15 protein-coding genes are annotated in these 14,329 nt (G+C 53.0%); 6 read left to right on the forward strand and 9 right to left on the reverse strand.

Features of this window, described 5'->3' with window-relative positions; all coding sequences use genetic code 11:
- Positions 1–10: 10 nt before the first annotated feature.
- Entirely contained in the window at positions 11–889 is an 879-nt protein-coding gene (gene dapA / locus OGY09_RS13315; RefSeq protein WP_003037957.1) for a 4-hydroxy-tetrahydrodipicolinate synthase, read from the reverse strand.
- A 145-nt stretch (positions 890–1,034) separates the two neighbouring features.
- On the opposite strand from dapA, the gene OGY09_RS13320 reads away from it, so the two are divergent.
- Together OGY09_RS13320 and bcp are read left to right on the forward strand one after the other, a co-directional pair.
- Positions 1,035–1,607, forward strand: a complete 573-nt coding sequence (locus OGY09_RS13320) for a glycine cleavage system transcriptional repressor (RefSeq protein ID WP_003037954.1) — start codon at positions 1,035–1,037, stop codon at positions 1,605–1,607.
- The gene (gene bcp / locus OGY09_RS13325; protein ID WP_003835095.1) at positions 1,607–2,077 is read left to right on the forward strand and encodes a thioredoxin-dependent thiol peroxidase; all 471 of its coding nucleotides are present in this window, start codon (positions 1,607–1,609) and stop codon (positions 2,075–2,077) included. Before OGY09_RS13320 ends, bcp begins: the two co-directional genes overlap by 1 nt.
- Positions 2,078–2,184: 107 nt before the next feature.
- On the opposite strand, the gene iadA is transcribed toward bcp, so the two are convergent.
- From iadA to OGY09_RS13345, 4 genes are all read right to left on the reverse strand, one after another.
- Positions 2,185–3,348 (reverse strand): beta-aspartyl-peptidase, encoded by a 1,164-nt coding sequence (gene iadA, locus OGY09_RS13330; RefSeq protein ID WP_008785436.1) that lies wholly within the window; start codon positions 3,346–3,348, stop codon positions 2,185–2,187.
- A gap of 11 nt (positions 3,349–3,359) precedes the next feature.
- The gene (locus OGY09_RS13335; protein ID WP_003835099.1) at positions 3,360–3,821 is read right to left on the reverse strand and encodes a YjiG family protein; all 462 of its coding nucleotides are present in this window, start codon (positions 3,819–3,821) and stop codon (positions 3,360–3,362) included.
- A 1-nt stretch (position 3,822) separates the two neighbouring features.
- Positions 3,823–4,482 (reverse strand): nucleoside recognition domain-containing protein, encoded by a 660-nt coding sequence (locus OGY09_RS13340; protein ID WP_032944189.1) that lies wholly within the window; start codon positions 4,480–4,482, stop codon positions 3,823–3,825.
- Positions 4,483–4,648: 166 nt separating this feature from the next.
- A complete protein-coding gene (locus tag OGY09_RS13345) occupies positions 4,649–5,713 on the reverse strand; it encodes an AI-2E family transporter (RefSeq protein WP_003037941.1) in 1,065 nt (354 codons plus the stop codon).
- Positions 5,714–5,939: 226 nt separating this feature from the next.
- Between OGY09_RS13345 and bepA the strand changes: the two genes are divergently transcribed.
- Positions 5,940–7,403, forward strand: a complete 1,464-nt coding sequence (gene bepA, locus OGY09_RS13350) for a beta-barrel assembly-enhancing protease (RefSeq protein ID WP_008785438.1) — start codon at positions 5,940–5,942, stop codon at positions 7,401–7,403.
- 122 nt (positions 7,404–7,525) lie between these two features.
- The gene (arsC, locus tag OGY09_RS13355) at positions 7,526–7,885 is read left to right on the forward strand and encodes an arsenate reductase (glutaredoxin) (RefSeq protein ID WP_003037937.1); all 360 of its coding nucleotides are present in this window, start codon (positions 7,526–7,528) and stop codon (positions 7,883–7,885) included.
- A gap of 35 nt (positions 7,886–7,920) precedes the next feature.
- Here arsC and OGY09_RS13360 read toward each other — a convergent pair whose 3' ends face one another.
- The 4 genes from OGY09_RS13360 to OGY09_RS13375 all read right to left on the reverse strand — a co-directional run bounded on the left by OGY09_RS13360 (position 7,921) and on the right by OGY09_RS13375 (position 12,344).
- A complete protein-coding gene (locus OGY09_RS13360; protein WP_211924219.1) occupies positions 7,921–8,622 on the reverse strand; it encodes a DnaA inactivator Hda in 702 nt (233 codons plus the stop codon).
- Positions 8,623–8,717: 95 nt separating this feature from the next.
- On the reverse strand, positions 8,718–10,007 hold the full coding sequence (gene uraA, locus OGY09_RS13365; RefSeq protein ID WP_003835107.1) for a uracil permease: 1,290 nt from the start codon (positions 10,005–10,007) through the stop codon (positions 8,718–8,720).
- Between the two features lie 96 nt (positions 10,008–10,103).
- Complete coding sequence (gene upp / locus OGY09_RS13370) at positions 10,104–10,730, reverse strand: uracil phosphoribosyltransferase (RefSeq protein ID WP_003835110.1); 627 nt, start codon at positions 10,728–10,730, stop codon at positions 10,104–10,106.
- 183 nt (positions 10,731–10,913) lie between these two features.
- Positions 10,914–12,344, reverse strand: coding sequence for a 6-phospho-beta-glucosidase (locus OGY09_RS13375; RefSeq protein WP_060683454.1), 1,431 nt, complete (start codon positions 12,342–12,344; stop codon positions 10,914–10,916).
- Between the two features lie 295 nt (positions 12,345–12,639).
- On the opposite strand from OGY09_RS13375, the gene purM reads away from it, so the two are divergent.
- Together purM and purN are read left to right on the forward strand one after the other, a co-directional pair.
- Positions 12,640–13,677 carry a phosphoribosylformylglycinamidine cyclo-ligase gene (gene purM / locus OGY09_RS13380; protein WP_020996702.1) on the forward strand — a complete coding sequence of 346 codons (1,038 nt, stop codon included), beginning with the start codon at positions 12,640–12,642 and terminating at the stop codon, positions 13,675–13,677.
- Positions 13,674–14,315, forward strand: a complete 642-nt coding sequence (gene purN / locus OGY09_RS13385) for a phosphoribosylglycinamide formyltransferase (RefSeq protein WP_008785442.1) — start codon at positions 13,674–13,676, stop codon at positions 14,313–14,315. Before purM ends, purN begins: the two co-directional genes overlap by 4 nt.
- Positions 14,316–14,329: the final 14 nt, after the last annotated feature.

A 14,329-nucleotide genomic window follows, 5' to 3' on the forward strand; every position in this document is an offset into this window, starting at 1 on the left:
TCCCTAAACTTTACAGCAAACCGGCATGCTTAAGCGCCGCTTTGACGATTTCACGAGCATTGTCCGTGATTGGCGTCATCGGCAGACGTAGCGTATCGGTCGCCACAAGTCCCAACTCCTTACACGCCCATTTCACGGGGATAGGATTGGGTTCGACAAATAGTTTGTTGTGTAACGGCATCAGACGCTGGTTAATCACCCGCGCCTCGGCAAATTGCCCGGCTGCCGCCAGTTTGCACATTTCAGCCATATCACGTGCCGCAACGTTAGACGTTACGGAAATCACGCCATGACCACCGAGCTGCATAAAATCCAGTCCGGTCGCGTCATCACCGCTGAGCAGAATAAAGTCGTCCGAAACCAGCTCTTTGATCTGGTGAACGCGACTTAAGTTCCCCGTGGCCTCTTTAATAGCGATAATATTTTTAACTTTCGCCAGACGACCAACGGTTTCCGGCAGCATATCGCAGCCAGTACGGGACGGCACATTATACAGAATTTGCGGCAGGTCAGTATGCTCAGCGATGGCTTTGAAATGCTGGAACAAACCTTCCTGGGTTGGGCGGTTGTAGTAAGGCGTCACCGTCAGGCAGCCGACAACACCGCTGTCGTTGAAACGCTGCGTCAGACTAATGGCTTCCGCGGTCGCATTGGCGCCGGTTCCGGCAATCACCGGAATACGCCCGTCAGCCAGTTCCAGCGTCATCATCACCACATCGCCATGTTCATCATGACTCAGGGTGGCGGACTCACCGGTGGTGCCAACAGAAACGATCGCCGAGGTGCCGCTGGCGACATGATAATCAATCAGTTTTTTCAGGCTCGACCGGCAGACTTTACCTTTCTCATCCATCGGCGTAACAAGCGCGACAATACTTCCCGTGAACATGGGCCATCCTCTGTGCAAACAAGTGTCTCAATGGTACGTTTGGTACGACAATAAAAGCAAGCGACCAGAGCCGTTCTGATTGTTGTATGCATGTTTTTTTTATGCTTTCCTTATGATTACCTCACCGCTCAAAGGAAGAACAGGTTTGACATCGTCATCGCAACACTATCTGGTCATTACTGCGCTGGGTGCCGATCGCCCAGGAATTGTGAACACCATCACGCGTCATGTCAGCAGTTGCGGCTGTAATATCGAAGACAGCCGACTGGCCATGCTGGGTGATGAGTTCACGTTTATCATGTTGCTGTCGGGAACCTGGAATGCCATCACCCTGATTGAATCAACCCTGCCCTTAAAAGGCGCAGAGCTGGATTTACTCATTGTGATGAAGCGCACGACCGCGCGCCCCCGTCCGGCAATGCCTGCTACGGTATGGGTACAGGTCGATGTCCCTGATTCTCCCCATTTGATTGAACGCTTCACCGCTCTGTTTGACAGCCACCAAATGAATATTGCGGAACTGGTTTCACGCACGCAACCGGCTGAGAATGGAAAGGCGGCGCAGTTGTTTATTCAAATTACCGCACATAGTCCTGCGTCACATGATTCGGCAAATATTGAAGATGCGTTTAAAGCACTCTGTACAGAACTCAATGCGCAAGGCAGTATTAACGTCGTCAATTACTCACAGCATGATGAACAGGATGGAGTTAAGTAATGAACCCACTGAAAGCCGGTGATATCGCACCGAAATTTAGCTTGCCGGATCAAGACGGAGAACAAGTAAATTTAACCGACTTCCAGGGACAGCGTGTTCTGGTTTATTTTTACCCGAAAGCCATGACACCCGGCTGTACCGTACAGGCCTGCGGCCTGCGCGATAACATGGATGAGTTAAAAAAAGCGGGTGTTGAAGTGCTGGGGATCAGCACTGACAAACCAGAGAAGCTTTCCCGATTCGCGGAGAAAGAAGTCCTGAATTTCACGCTCCTGTCCGATGAAGATCATCAGGTTTGCGAGCAGTTCGGCGTCTGGGGTGAGAAGTCATTTATGGGCAAAACCTACGATGGCATCCACCGCATCAGCTTCCTGATTGATGCCGAAGGGAAAATTGAGCATGTGTTTGATGACTTCAAAACCAGCAACCACCACGACGTGGTAATGAATTGGCTGAAAGAGAACGCCTGACCGTGAAATGCCGGATGGCGGCGTGAACGCCTTATCCGGCCTACAAATGTACGCACGTAGGCCGGATAAGACGCGTTAGCGTCGACATCCGGCAGATGACCGCCCGGTTACTCAAACGTCCCTTTCACACACGCTTTCTGCTCCCTGACTACGGCTTTTCCCTTCGCCCACAGGTGATGAACTTCCAGCGCGTCGTTGAGCACCAGAATGTCCGCATCGCATCCCACCGCCAGACGCCCTTTATGCTCCAGTGCCAAAAATTCTGCGACCGTACGCGTCAGCGGACACAGCGCCTGTTCCAGCGGTATGGCATGAACCTTCACCAACTGGCGCACCGTCTCAGCCAGTGATTCAAACCCCGCGACACCGATGCCGGTGAGATTGCCAAGCTCATCAAATTCCGGCTGGCTGCCGTTGCCATCCGAACTAAGGGTAATGCGCGACAGCGGCACGTTCTGGCGCAGCGCCGTGGCGATAGCCGTGGCCGGGTCGACGGGCTCATCAATGCTGCTGGTAATGTCGATATAACCGCCTTTACGGGCATACTCCAGCGCCGCCTGGAACAACGGTTCCGCACGGTTAACGTGTGTCGGCAACAGTTTAGTAATCGGCACATCGCAACAGTCAAGGATCTGGTACAACGGTTCCAGCATGCGCGGGCTGTCGCCCATATGGAAAACGCTGATCCCCGGTTTGCGCCCTAACAATCCGCCGACACGCGACTGCGCCGCCATATTTGCCAGCGCCGAGGTATCCGGGGCTGAAGAACGATGGTCCGAAACCGCACATTTCACACCAATAACTTTATCAATCAGCGCCACATCGCGATCGATACTGCCGGTAATAGTCGGGGAAGGCAGAGAATACGCCCCGGTCAGCATCCAGGCGCTGATACCTTCAAACTCCAGCGCGCGGGTTTTTGCCAGCAGCGATTCAGGGTGACGGGTAATGCCATCGGTACCCAGCAAACCCACCACCGACGTGACACCAGCTTCAACCAGCCGTGACAAGCGCACTTCCGGCGTGCGGGTATGCGGCCCCGCTTCCCCACCGCCGCCAATAAGATGGACGTGTTGATCGATAAATCCTGGGCATACAATCGCGCCGTCAAGATTGATACACTCGCAACCGGGAAAGTCTTCAGGAGAAATTGACGGGGCGATGGCAACAATTTTGCTGCCGGAGACCAGTATATCCTGTCGCCCTAAATCTTCCGGCGCATACACGTGTCCCTGCTGGAACAACGTCAAATCAAGAATTGAACAGTTCATAACCTTCCTTGTCAGGCAATAACCTGCATAACCCAAATAGAGAGCAGCGCATTAATGACGCATACCGCAATAATTAGCGGATAATAACGAGGATGAACCCCCGCGGTCCCCAGACAACGGCCCACATTTTGCACCGGATTTCCCATCAGGTAGATAGCCGGTAACAACACCGTGGCATCATGTCCCGAAAGCGTTCCGGCGACAACCAGGCTGGCGCACACGCCGACGCCGCCTCCCATACTCATCACTGCTGCCAGCAGCACAGTGGCAGATTCCCCCGGTAGCCCCCACAGCGCCATTACCGGCTCGCATACCCGCCCGACAACCTCGAGCAGCCCTGTCACCTTCAGCGCCTGAATAATCACAAACGCCATCACCACGTTAGGCAAAAGACTGGTTGTTGCAATGGTAAACCCGCGCCGTGCGCCATCGATAAACATATCCATGACGTTTTTACGTACCTGTGTTGTCATCTCACGCCTCCTGCTGCATACGGCGATTTTCCAGCTGCGCGATCCACACACGCAACAGGTTCGCGCCCACAAATTTGAAGACAAGGATCACCGCCAGCGGCGTAATCACCGGAACGGTCACCATCGTAAACAGCGCTGCGCCAGAAGAAAAATAGTTGGTAATGCACGCGCTACCGCTGGTTTGCCAGCAGGCAAAAATAGCGCGTTCCTGCTCTGTGATAATGCCCTCTTCCGCCATTTCTTTGGTCATCCCGGCCGCGGCATCGGTATTTTGCAAATTCGCAATCAACGCCAGCGAACAAATACCCGGAATGCCCAGTAACGGACGCAGGACCGGCGTCATCAGCTGTTGTGCCGCGCGCAACCCACCCAACCCTTCGGTGACGGAAATAATCCCGAGCGAAAGAATGACGGAAGGCGCCAGTTCAAGCGCGAATAAGAAGCCGTCTTTTGCCCCCATCCCCCCAGTGCCACGAAAAGAGACCGCCGTGTCGCCCGCAGCATTAATCTGCCCAAACGCACCGTTGAGGACGGTGAAGTCAAAGACCCGCCACCATTCGGTACTTTTCGCAAACATGCCGGAAAAAAGAATAATCGTAATAAAAAAAGCGAGATAACCGCCCCATCCCACCTTTTGCTGCGTGTGTGTGCTGTGACCCATTTTGTTCTCCTGTTGGCCTTAATCCTTGTGTGACTAAAAGACATCACGATGGTCAAGTTAAAGACAAACGCGGAGAAAAACGACAGCAGAAGAGATTATTCAGAAAGAGTGGATAGAGGTCAGACAAGTTCAGATCCGGCGACATGATATCGCCGGATCTTGCAGATTAGGGTTCGTCAACAACCTGACCATCCGGCCAGGCATGCATTACCGCTTTGATTAACGTCGCCAGAGGAATCGCAAAGAATACGCCCCAGAATCCCCACAAACCGCCGAAAATCACCACGGAGAGAATAATCACCAGTGGATGCAGATTGACCGCCTCGGAGAACAGCACGGGAACCAGCAAATTGCCGTCCAGTGCCTGGATTATCAGGTACACAGCAAAACAACTCCAGAACTCGGTGCCAAGCCCGAACTGGAACAGCGCCACGCCAACCACCGGAATCGTCACCACAAAAGCGCCGATATACGGGATCAGCACCGAGAACCCGACCAACACCGCCAGCAGCAGCGAATAGTTGAGACCAAACAGCAGGAAGCCGAGCCAGGTTGCTACGCCGACCACCACCATTTCCAGCACCTTCCCGCGGATATAGTTGGTGATTTGCTGATTCATCTCTTTCCATACCTGCCCCGCCAGCCCGCGGTTACGCGGCAGCACCCGGCGCACGGCGTTCAGCATCTGTCCTTTATCTTTGATCAGAAAGAACACCATCAATGGGACGAGAACCAGGTAAACCGCCAGCGTCAGCAAACCGACCAGTGAGGCCAGCGAATATTTCACCACCGAATCGCCCATGGTGAGCATTCGCGAGCGCATATTTTCCGCCATCGCATCAATGATGCCCGCATCCATCAGCGCCGGGTAACGTCGTGGCAAGGTGGCGGCAAAATCAGACAATTTATTGAGCATGCCTGGCATGTCGCGGATCAGGTAAATTCCCTGCTGCCACGCAACGGGCATCACCACAAAAGCCATCAGCAGTAAAATACCGACAAACACCACCAGCACAATCGATGTCGCCCAACGCCGTGAACACCCAATATGTTCCAGCCGCACTGTCGGCCATTCAAGCAGGTACGCCAGCACAATGGCGACCAGCAGCGGCGCCAAAAGACCGCTAAAGAAAAACAGGATGCCAAAACCGGCAACAAGAATAATCAGCAGGGCGATGGCTTCGGGGTCGCTAAAGCGGCGACGATACCATTGCATCAACATTTCGAGCATAAAACCCTTCCATGAACCCAATAGCGGGATTGCGATCCCGAATTGTATCGAAATGTCACAAAAAAGACTTCGCTTTTTATGGCTGATTACGCAAAGTGAAAAGACATTTTTCCTGGGTGTTCATCGTCAGGTTTCGCAGTTACACTCCGTAAGCTTGCGGAGTGTGAACGATACTTCACAGCATCGGTCAAATGGCTATCTCAAAAAAGAATACAGGACAGAGGTTATGTTCAGGCAGTTGAAAAAAAACCTGGTTGCTACCCTCATTGCCGCACTGACTATCGGTCAGGTTGCGCCCGCATTTGCTGATACTGCGGACACCCTGCCTGATATGGGAACGTCGGCAGGCAGTACGCTTTCCATAGGACAGGAAATGCAGATGGGCGATTATTACGTACGCCAACTGCGCGGCAGTGCGCCATTAATTAACGATCCATTGCTCACCCAATACATTAATGCGCTGGGGATGCGTCTGGTCTCGCACGCCGACTCGGTAAAAACGCCCTTCACCTTCTTTTTGATTAACAACGATGAAATCAACGCCTTTGCTTTCTTTGGCGGCAACGTTGTCCTGCACTCCGCACTATTCCGCTATTCCGACAACGAAAGCCAGCTGGCATCGGTTATGGCGCACGAAATTTCCCACGTCACGCAACGCCACCTGGCGCGTGCCATGGAAGACCAGAAACGTAGCGCACCGCTAACGTGGGTTGGCGCATTAGGTTCAATTTTATTAGCAATGGCCAGCCCGCAGGCGGGTATGGCGGCGCTGACCGGTACGCTGGCGGGTACACGTCAGGGAATGATCAGCTTTACGCAGCAAAACGAACAGGAAGCAGATCGCATTGGTATTCAGGTACTGCAACGCTCGGGATTCGATCCCCAGGCCATGCCAACGTTCCTGGAAAAACTGCTCGACCAGGCTCGTTACTCTTCGCGTCCGCCGGAAATTTTGCTGACTCACCCCCTGCCGGAAAGCCGTCTGTCTGATGCCCGTAACCGCGCCAACCAGATGCGCCCGGTGGTCGTCCAGTCGTCAGAAGATTTTTATCTGGCTAAGGCACGAACCTTAGGCATGTACAACTCTGGTCGTAACCAGTTGACCGATGACCTGCTGAGTAGCTGGTCGAAAGGCAACGTACGTGAGCAACGTGCGGCCCAGTATGGCCGGGCATTGCAGGCGATGGAAGCCAGTAAATACGACGAGGCGCGTAAAGCGCTGCAACCGCTGCTGGCGGCAGATCCTAACAATGCCTGGTATCTCGACCTGGCAACGGATATCGATCTCGGCCAGAAGAAAACCAGTGATGCCATTAACCGCCTGAAAAACGCCCGCGACCTGCGCACTAACCCGGTTCTGCAGCTCAACCTGGCGAATGCCTATTTACAGGGTGGACAAGCCAAAGAGGCGGCGACCATCCTGAATCGCTATACGTTTAACCATAAAGATGACCCTAACGGCTGGGATCTGTTAGCGCAAACGGAAGCCAACCTGAGCAACCGCGATCAGGAGCTGGCGGCGCGCGCGGAGGGGTATGCCCTCGCGGGACGTCTGGATCAGGCTATTTCGATGCTCAGCAGCGCAAGCTCTCAGGTGAAACTGGGTAGCCAGCAGCAGGCCAGATACGATGCCCGTATTGACCAGCTACGCCAGCTGCAAGAACGCTTTAAACCGTACACGAAAATGTAATTATCGAACCCTTGCCGGATGGCGACGCTGTAGCGTCTTATCGGCCTACGTCAGACGCAAAATGTAGGCCGGATAAGGTCTTTTGGCCGCCATCCGGCAGTATTGTTATGCAAGGAGAAGTCATGTCAGACGCGATTAAAATCTACCATAACCCACGCTGCTCCAAGAGCCGTGAAACGCTGGAATTACTGAAGTCCAACGGCGTGGACCCGGAAGTGGTGTTGTATCTGGAAACGCCGGCTGACGCAGCGACCCTGCGCGAACTGCTGCAAATGCTCGGTATGTCCAGCGCGCGTGAACTGATGCGCCAGAAAGAGGATCTCTATAAATCGCTTAACCTGGCGGACAAAAATCTGAGTGAAGATGCGCTGATTCAGGCAATGGTGGAAAACCCGAAACTGATGGAGCGCCCGATTGTGGTTGCCAAAGGTCAGGCTCGAATTGGACGCCCGCCTGAGCAGGTACTGGAAATCGTCGGTTAACCTGCAACCTGCCGCAGTCTTCTCGGCTGCGGCGCTTACAGCTTCAGAATTTCTTTTACGAACGGAATGGTCAGCTTACGCTGGGCGGTGATCGACGCATGATCTAACTGATCCAACGTCATAAACAGCGTTCGCATTTCACGATCCAGACGCTTCAGCAGAAAACGTCCCACATCTTCCGGCAGTTCAAATCCACGAAGTCTGGCGCGTAATTGCAACGCCTGCAGCTTATCTTCATCGGAAAGCGGTTGTAGCTTGTAGATTTGCCCCCAGTCCAGGCGTGAGGCGAGATCCGGCAACCCCAGATTCAGCTGTCTTGGCGGACGATCGCCGGTGATCAGCAAGCGCGTTTTCCCCGACTCCAGGATACGGTTGTAGAGATCAAAGATCGCCATTTCCCACAGCGAATCACCGGCCACACATTCGATGTTATCAATGCAAACCAGCGATAAATGCTCCATCCCGTCGAGCACCTCGGGGACGAACCAGGTGCGTTTATCGAGCGGCACGTAGCCTACCGCATCGCCGCGCGCGGAGAGTTCCGCACAGGCTGCATGCAGCAAATGACTACGGCCAGCGCCTTCACGCGACCAGAGATAAATATACCCGCTATGTTCCTGACGCAGCACGTTTTGCAGTGCAGCCAGTAAAGAGGAGTTATCCCCCGGCCAGAAACTTGCGAAAGTTTCGTCGTCAGGAAGATAAAGTGGCAAAGAGAGCTGTGCCGGTGTGTTCAGAGATACCTCAACCCAGGATTTCATAAAATCGCGTTGAGTTTAACACAGAAATACGTCGCGATAGAACCGGGCAGCGCTGCCGCCCGGTCAGAGATTTACTGTTGCGGACTGTCTGCATCTTTCGCGTCAAGCACAACTTCTTCCGGACGCAGCAGGCTGATAACTTTGAAAATCAGGCTCAGACAGACACCAACGATGGTCGCCAGCGCCATGCCTTTCAGCTCTGCGGCACCGATGTGAACTTTCGCGCCACTTACGCCGATGATCAAAATAACCGAGGTCAGGATCAGGTTCTGCGCCTTGTTATAGTCAACCTTCGACTCGATCAGTACGCGAATACCAGAAGCACCAATCACACCGTACAGCAGCAGTGATACGCCGCCCATCACCGGCAGTGGGATAATTTGGATCGCCGCCGCCAGTTTACCCACGCAGGAGAGCAGAATGGCGAAAATTGCCGCACCGCCGATAACCCAGGTACTGTAAACGCGGGTAATCGCCATTACGCCGATGTTTTCGCCGTACGTGGTGTTCGGCGTAGAGCCGAAGAAACCAGAGATTACCGTAGACAGACCGTTGGCAAACATAGAACGATGCAGGCCAGGATCGCGAATCAAATCTTTTTTCACGATATTCGCCGTCACCACCAGATGCCCGACGTGTTCAGCGATGACCACCAGCGCCGCTGGCAGGATGGTCAGAATGGCAACCCACTCAAAACGCGGCGTGTAGAACGTCGGCAGCGCGAACCAGTGGGCCTGCGCAATCGGCGTAGTGTCCACAACGCCCATCACGAAGGAGAGCGCATAACCGGCCAGCACCCCGATCAGAATCGGGATAATCGCCATAAAACCGCGGAACAATACTGAACCAAAGACCGTTACCGCCAGCGTCACCATAGAAATGATGATGGTTTTTGAATCCGGTAATTGCCCTTCAGCAGGCAGTAACCCCGCCATACCCGCAGCAACGCCAGCCAGCTCCAGACCGATGACGGCAACGATTGCGCCCATCGCCGCAGGCGGGAACATGACATCCAGCCAGCCGGTTCCTGCCTTCTTAACAATAAAAGAAACCAGGCAGAACAGGACGCCACACATAATGAAACCGCCCAGCGCCACTTCATACCCTAACGGCAGCAGCAGCAGTACCGGGGAAATAAAGGCAAAGCTGGAACCCAGATATGCGGGAATTTTACCCTTACAAATAAAGAGATACAGCAACGTACCAATGCCGTTAAACAGCAGAACGGTAGCCGGGTTGATGTGGAACAGGACTGGCACCAGTACCGTTGCGCCAAACATGGCGAACAGGTGCTGCAAACTAAGCGGGATTGTCTGTAAAAGCGGCGGTCTTTCACTCACCCCGATAGCACGGCGCGTCATAGTGTTTTCCTCTGAGTGTTGTTTGTTATTAGCCATTGGGTTGTTTTATTCAAAAAAAAGCCGACTCTTAAAGTCGGCTTCTTTTCACTTATTCGTTTACTTAGTACCAAAAATCTTATCGCCGGCATCGCCGAGCCCCGGAATAATGTATCCGTGCTCGTTCAGTCCCTGATCGATGGAGGCGGTGTACAGCTCCACATCCGGGTGCGCTTTTTCCAGTGCCGCGATACCTTCCGGTGCCGCAACCAGGACCAGCACTTTAATGCTGGTGCAGCCTGCATTTTTCAGCAGATCGATAGTGGCGATAACAGAGCCGCCGGTTGCCAGCATTGGGTCAACGATCAGCGCCATACGCTCATCGATGTTAGAAACCAGCTTCTGGAAATACGGAACCGGCTCCAGCGTCTCTTCGTTACGGTACATACCAACAACGCTGATACGCGCGCTCGGAACGTTTTCCAGAACGCCTTCCATCATGCCCAGACCCGCACGCAGGATAGGCACAACGGTGATTTTTTTGCCTTTGATTTGGTCAACTTCAACTGGACCGTTCCAGCCTTCAATGGTCACCTTTTCGGTTTCCAGACCAGCGGTTGCTTCATAAGTCAGCAGACTGCCAACTTCCGAGGCGAGTTCACGAAAGCGTTTAGTGCTGATGTCGTTTTCACGCATCAGTCCCAGCTTGTGTTTGACGAGTGGGTGTTTGACTTCCACGATCTTCATACTCTTCTCCTTTCCTCAGACGAATGGCAACCACAAAAAAAATCGCCGGATTATACCGCTTTTCCTCTCTGGCGCAACACTGCATACGCTTGATATGGATCAACCAAAGTCATTTGCGTCTGAATGATGAGTATAAAACAAGCCCCGCACTGATGGCGGGGCTTGCTGTCAATGCTATGAATTTTAAAGATATTCAGCATTGGTCTGGATGACTTTTTGATACCACGAAAAAGATTTTTTAGGTGAGCGCGTTAATGTCCCGCTACCGTCATTATTTTTATCGACATAGATAAACCCGTAGCGTTTTTTCATCTCCCCTGTCCCGGCAGAGACTAAATCAATGCAGCCCCACGGGGTATATCCCATCAGATCCACGCCATCTTCCACCACCGCTTTTTTCATCTCACGTATGTGGGCGGCAAGGTAGTCAATACGGTACTGGTCGTTAACTGTACCATCGTCCTCGCGCACATCAATGGCGCCAAATCCATTCTCCACAATAAATAGTGGCAGTTGATAATGATCCCAGAACCAGTTCAGTGAATAACGCAGGCCAACCGGATCAATCTGCCAGCCCCAGTCCGATTTCTGCACGTACGGGTTGGAAACCAGGCTTTTCGACTCGTCGTAATCCAGCTGTGGGTTGTCCGCCGTTGCCTGGGTCGCGAAAGACATATAATAGCTAAAGCCGATGTAATCAACGCAGCCCTTGGCCAGCGCCTGACGGTCTTCCTCGGTGATATCCAGTTCAAAGCCACGACGGGCAAAGTAGTTGAGAAGATGCCGCGGGTATTTGCCGCGCACATGGACGTCAGTAAACCAGTAACGCCGGTGCATGGCATTCATCGCCATCATCATATCGTCTGGCGCGCAGGTCAGCGGATAGATTGGACACATGGCAATCATGCACCCTATTTGTAATTCCGGGTTAATCTCACGCGCGACCTTTACCGCCAGCGCGCTTGCCACCAGCTCATAGTGCGCCGCCTGGTACATGACCGGCTCGCGGTCTTCGCCAGGCTGGTATTTCAGACCTGAGTTAGTAAAGGGCGCGAAATCTTCGTGATAATTTGCCTGGTTGTTAATCTCATTAAACGTCATCCAGTACTTCACTTTGTGCTGGTAACGAGTGAATACCACCCTGGCAAAACGGACAAAGAAATCGATAAGCTTGCGGTTGCGCCAGCCGCCGTACTCCGTCACCAGATGGTAAGGCATCTCAAAATGCGACAGCGTAATCACCGGCTCAATGCCATATTTCAGGCATTCGTCAAACAGGTCATCATAGAACTGTAGGCCAGCCTCATTGGGTTGTTCTTCATCGCCTAAGGGGAAAATACGTGTCCAGGCAATAGAGGTGCGAAAACATTTAAACCCCATTTCGGCAAACAGCTTTATGTCGCCTTTATAGCGATGATAAAAATCGATGGCCTCATGGTTAGGGTAATTTTTACCGGCAATCACACCGTCGGTAATTTCACGCGCCACACCATGCGCTCCCGCGGTCATGACATCGGCAACGCTGACGCCTTTTCCGCCCTCCTGCCAGCCACCTTCCAGTTGATGAGCAGCGACAGCACCACCCCACATGAAATCTGCTTTAAATCCTGACATACCCTTCCCCTATCGTGATGACTCTGCGCAAAACGCTGTTGATGAGGTCCGCAACAGAAAACAGAAACCGGTTTCAGTACGATACTGTGCATTCGGCTAACAGGATTCAAGCACAAGACTGTACCCGGTTTCATTTTCGTGGCGCAGCTCAAACAAATAGATAAATGATTGTAAAATGCTGAAAAAACCAGCAGATAAAACTTGATGCAGAGCAGGCTCGCAAACGTTTGCTTTCCCTGTTAGAATTGCGCCGAATTTAACTTTTACTGCAAGTAAACATGTGGGGAAGCAGGCAGTGACCGATAAAACCTCTCTTAGCTACAAAGATGCCGGTGTTGATATTGATGCAGGTAATGCTCTGGTTGATCGAATCAAAGGCGTAGTAAAGAAAACTCGTCGTCCGGAAGTTATGGGTGGTCTGGGTGGCTTCGGTGCGCTGTGCGCATTGCCGCAAAAATATCGTGAACCGGTACTGGTTTCCGGCACTGATGGCGTTGGTACAAAACTGCGTCTGGCGATGGATCTGAAACGCCACGACACTATCGGCATTGACCTCGTCGCAATGTGCGTCAACGACCTCGTGGTTCAGGGCGCTGAGCCGCTGTTCTTCCTCGACTACTATGCAACCGGCAAACTGGATGTGGACACCGCAGCCAGCGTCATTAACGGGATTGCCGAAGGCTGCCTGCAGTCTGGCTGTGCGCTGGTCGGTGGGGAAACAGCTGAAATGCCGGGGATGTACCACGGCGAAGATTACGACGTGGCAGGTTTCTGCGTTGGCGTCGTCGAAAAATCAGAGATTATCGACGGTTCAAAAGTGGCTGACGGTGACGTACTGATTGCGCTCGGCTCCAGCGGCCCGCACTCCAACGGCTATTCTCTGGTGCGTAAAATTGTAGAAGTCAGCGGTTGTGACCCAGAAACCACCGAGCTTGAAGGCAAGCCGCTGGCCGATCACTTACTGGCCCCTACCCGCATTTACGTGAAATCCATTCTGGAACTGATCGAGAAGGTTGATGTGCACGCCATTGCCCACCTGACCGGCGGCGGCTTCTGGGAAAATATTCCACGCGTTCTGCCAGACAACACGCAGGCAGTGATCGACGAATCTTCATGGCAGTGGCCAGCCGTCTTCAACTGGCTGCAAACGGCGGGTAACGTCAGCCAGCATGAGATGTATCGCACCTTTAACTGCGGTGTAGGTATGGTTATCGCCCTGCCAGCTCCGGAAGTGGACAAAGCCCTTGCTTTGCTCAATGAGAAAGGTGAAAACGCATGGAAAATCGGTATCATCAAAGCTTCTGATTCCGAACAGCGTGTGGTCATTGAATGAAAAACATTGTGGTGCTCATTTCCGGCAACGGAAGCAATTTGCAGGCGATAATCGACGCCTGCGAACAGAAAAAAATCAATGGCACCATACGTGCAGTATTCAGTAACAAGGCCGATGCGTTCGGCCTTGAGCGCGCACGCGAAGCGAATATTCCGGCACACTCGCTGGAAGCCGCCCAGTTTGCCAGTCGCGAAGCATTCGACCGCCAACTGATACAAGAGATTGACGCCTATGCACCCGATGTCGTGGTGCTGGCCGGTTATATGCGTATCCTCAGCCCGGCGTTTGTCGCTCACTATGCTGAACGATTGCTGAATATCCACCCGTCTTTATTGCCGAAGTATCCCGGCCTGCATACGCACCGCCAGGTACTGGAAAACGGCGATGAAGAACATGGTACCTCAGTCCATTTCGTGACGGATGAGTTGGACGGCGGACCGGTCATTCTCCAGGCCAAAGTCCCAGTATTTGAAGGCGACAGCGAAGATGACGTCACGGCACGGGTTCAGGCTCAGGAACATACCATTTACCCGCTGGTGGTAAGCTGGTTTATCGACGGTCGCCTGAAGATGCGTGATAACGCTGCATGGCTGGATGGCGTTCGTTTGCCTCCACAAGGCTACGCCGCCGACGAATAATAAAAAAACCAACC

It is taken from the genome of Citrobacter sp. Cpo071, from assembly GCF_030332765.1.
In the GTDB taxonomy this organism is placed as follows: domain Bacteria; phylum Pseudomonadota; class Gammaproteobacteria; order Enterobacterales; family Enterobacteriaceae; genus Citrobacter; species Citrobacter portucalensis.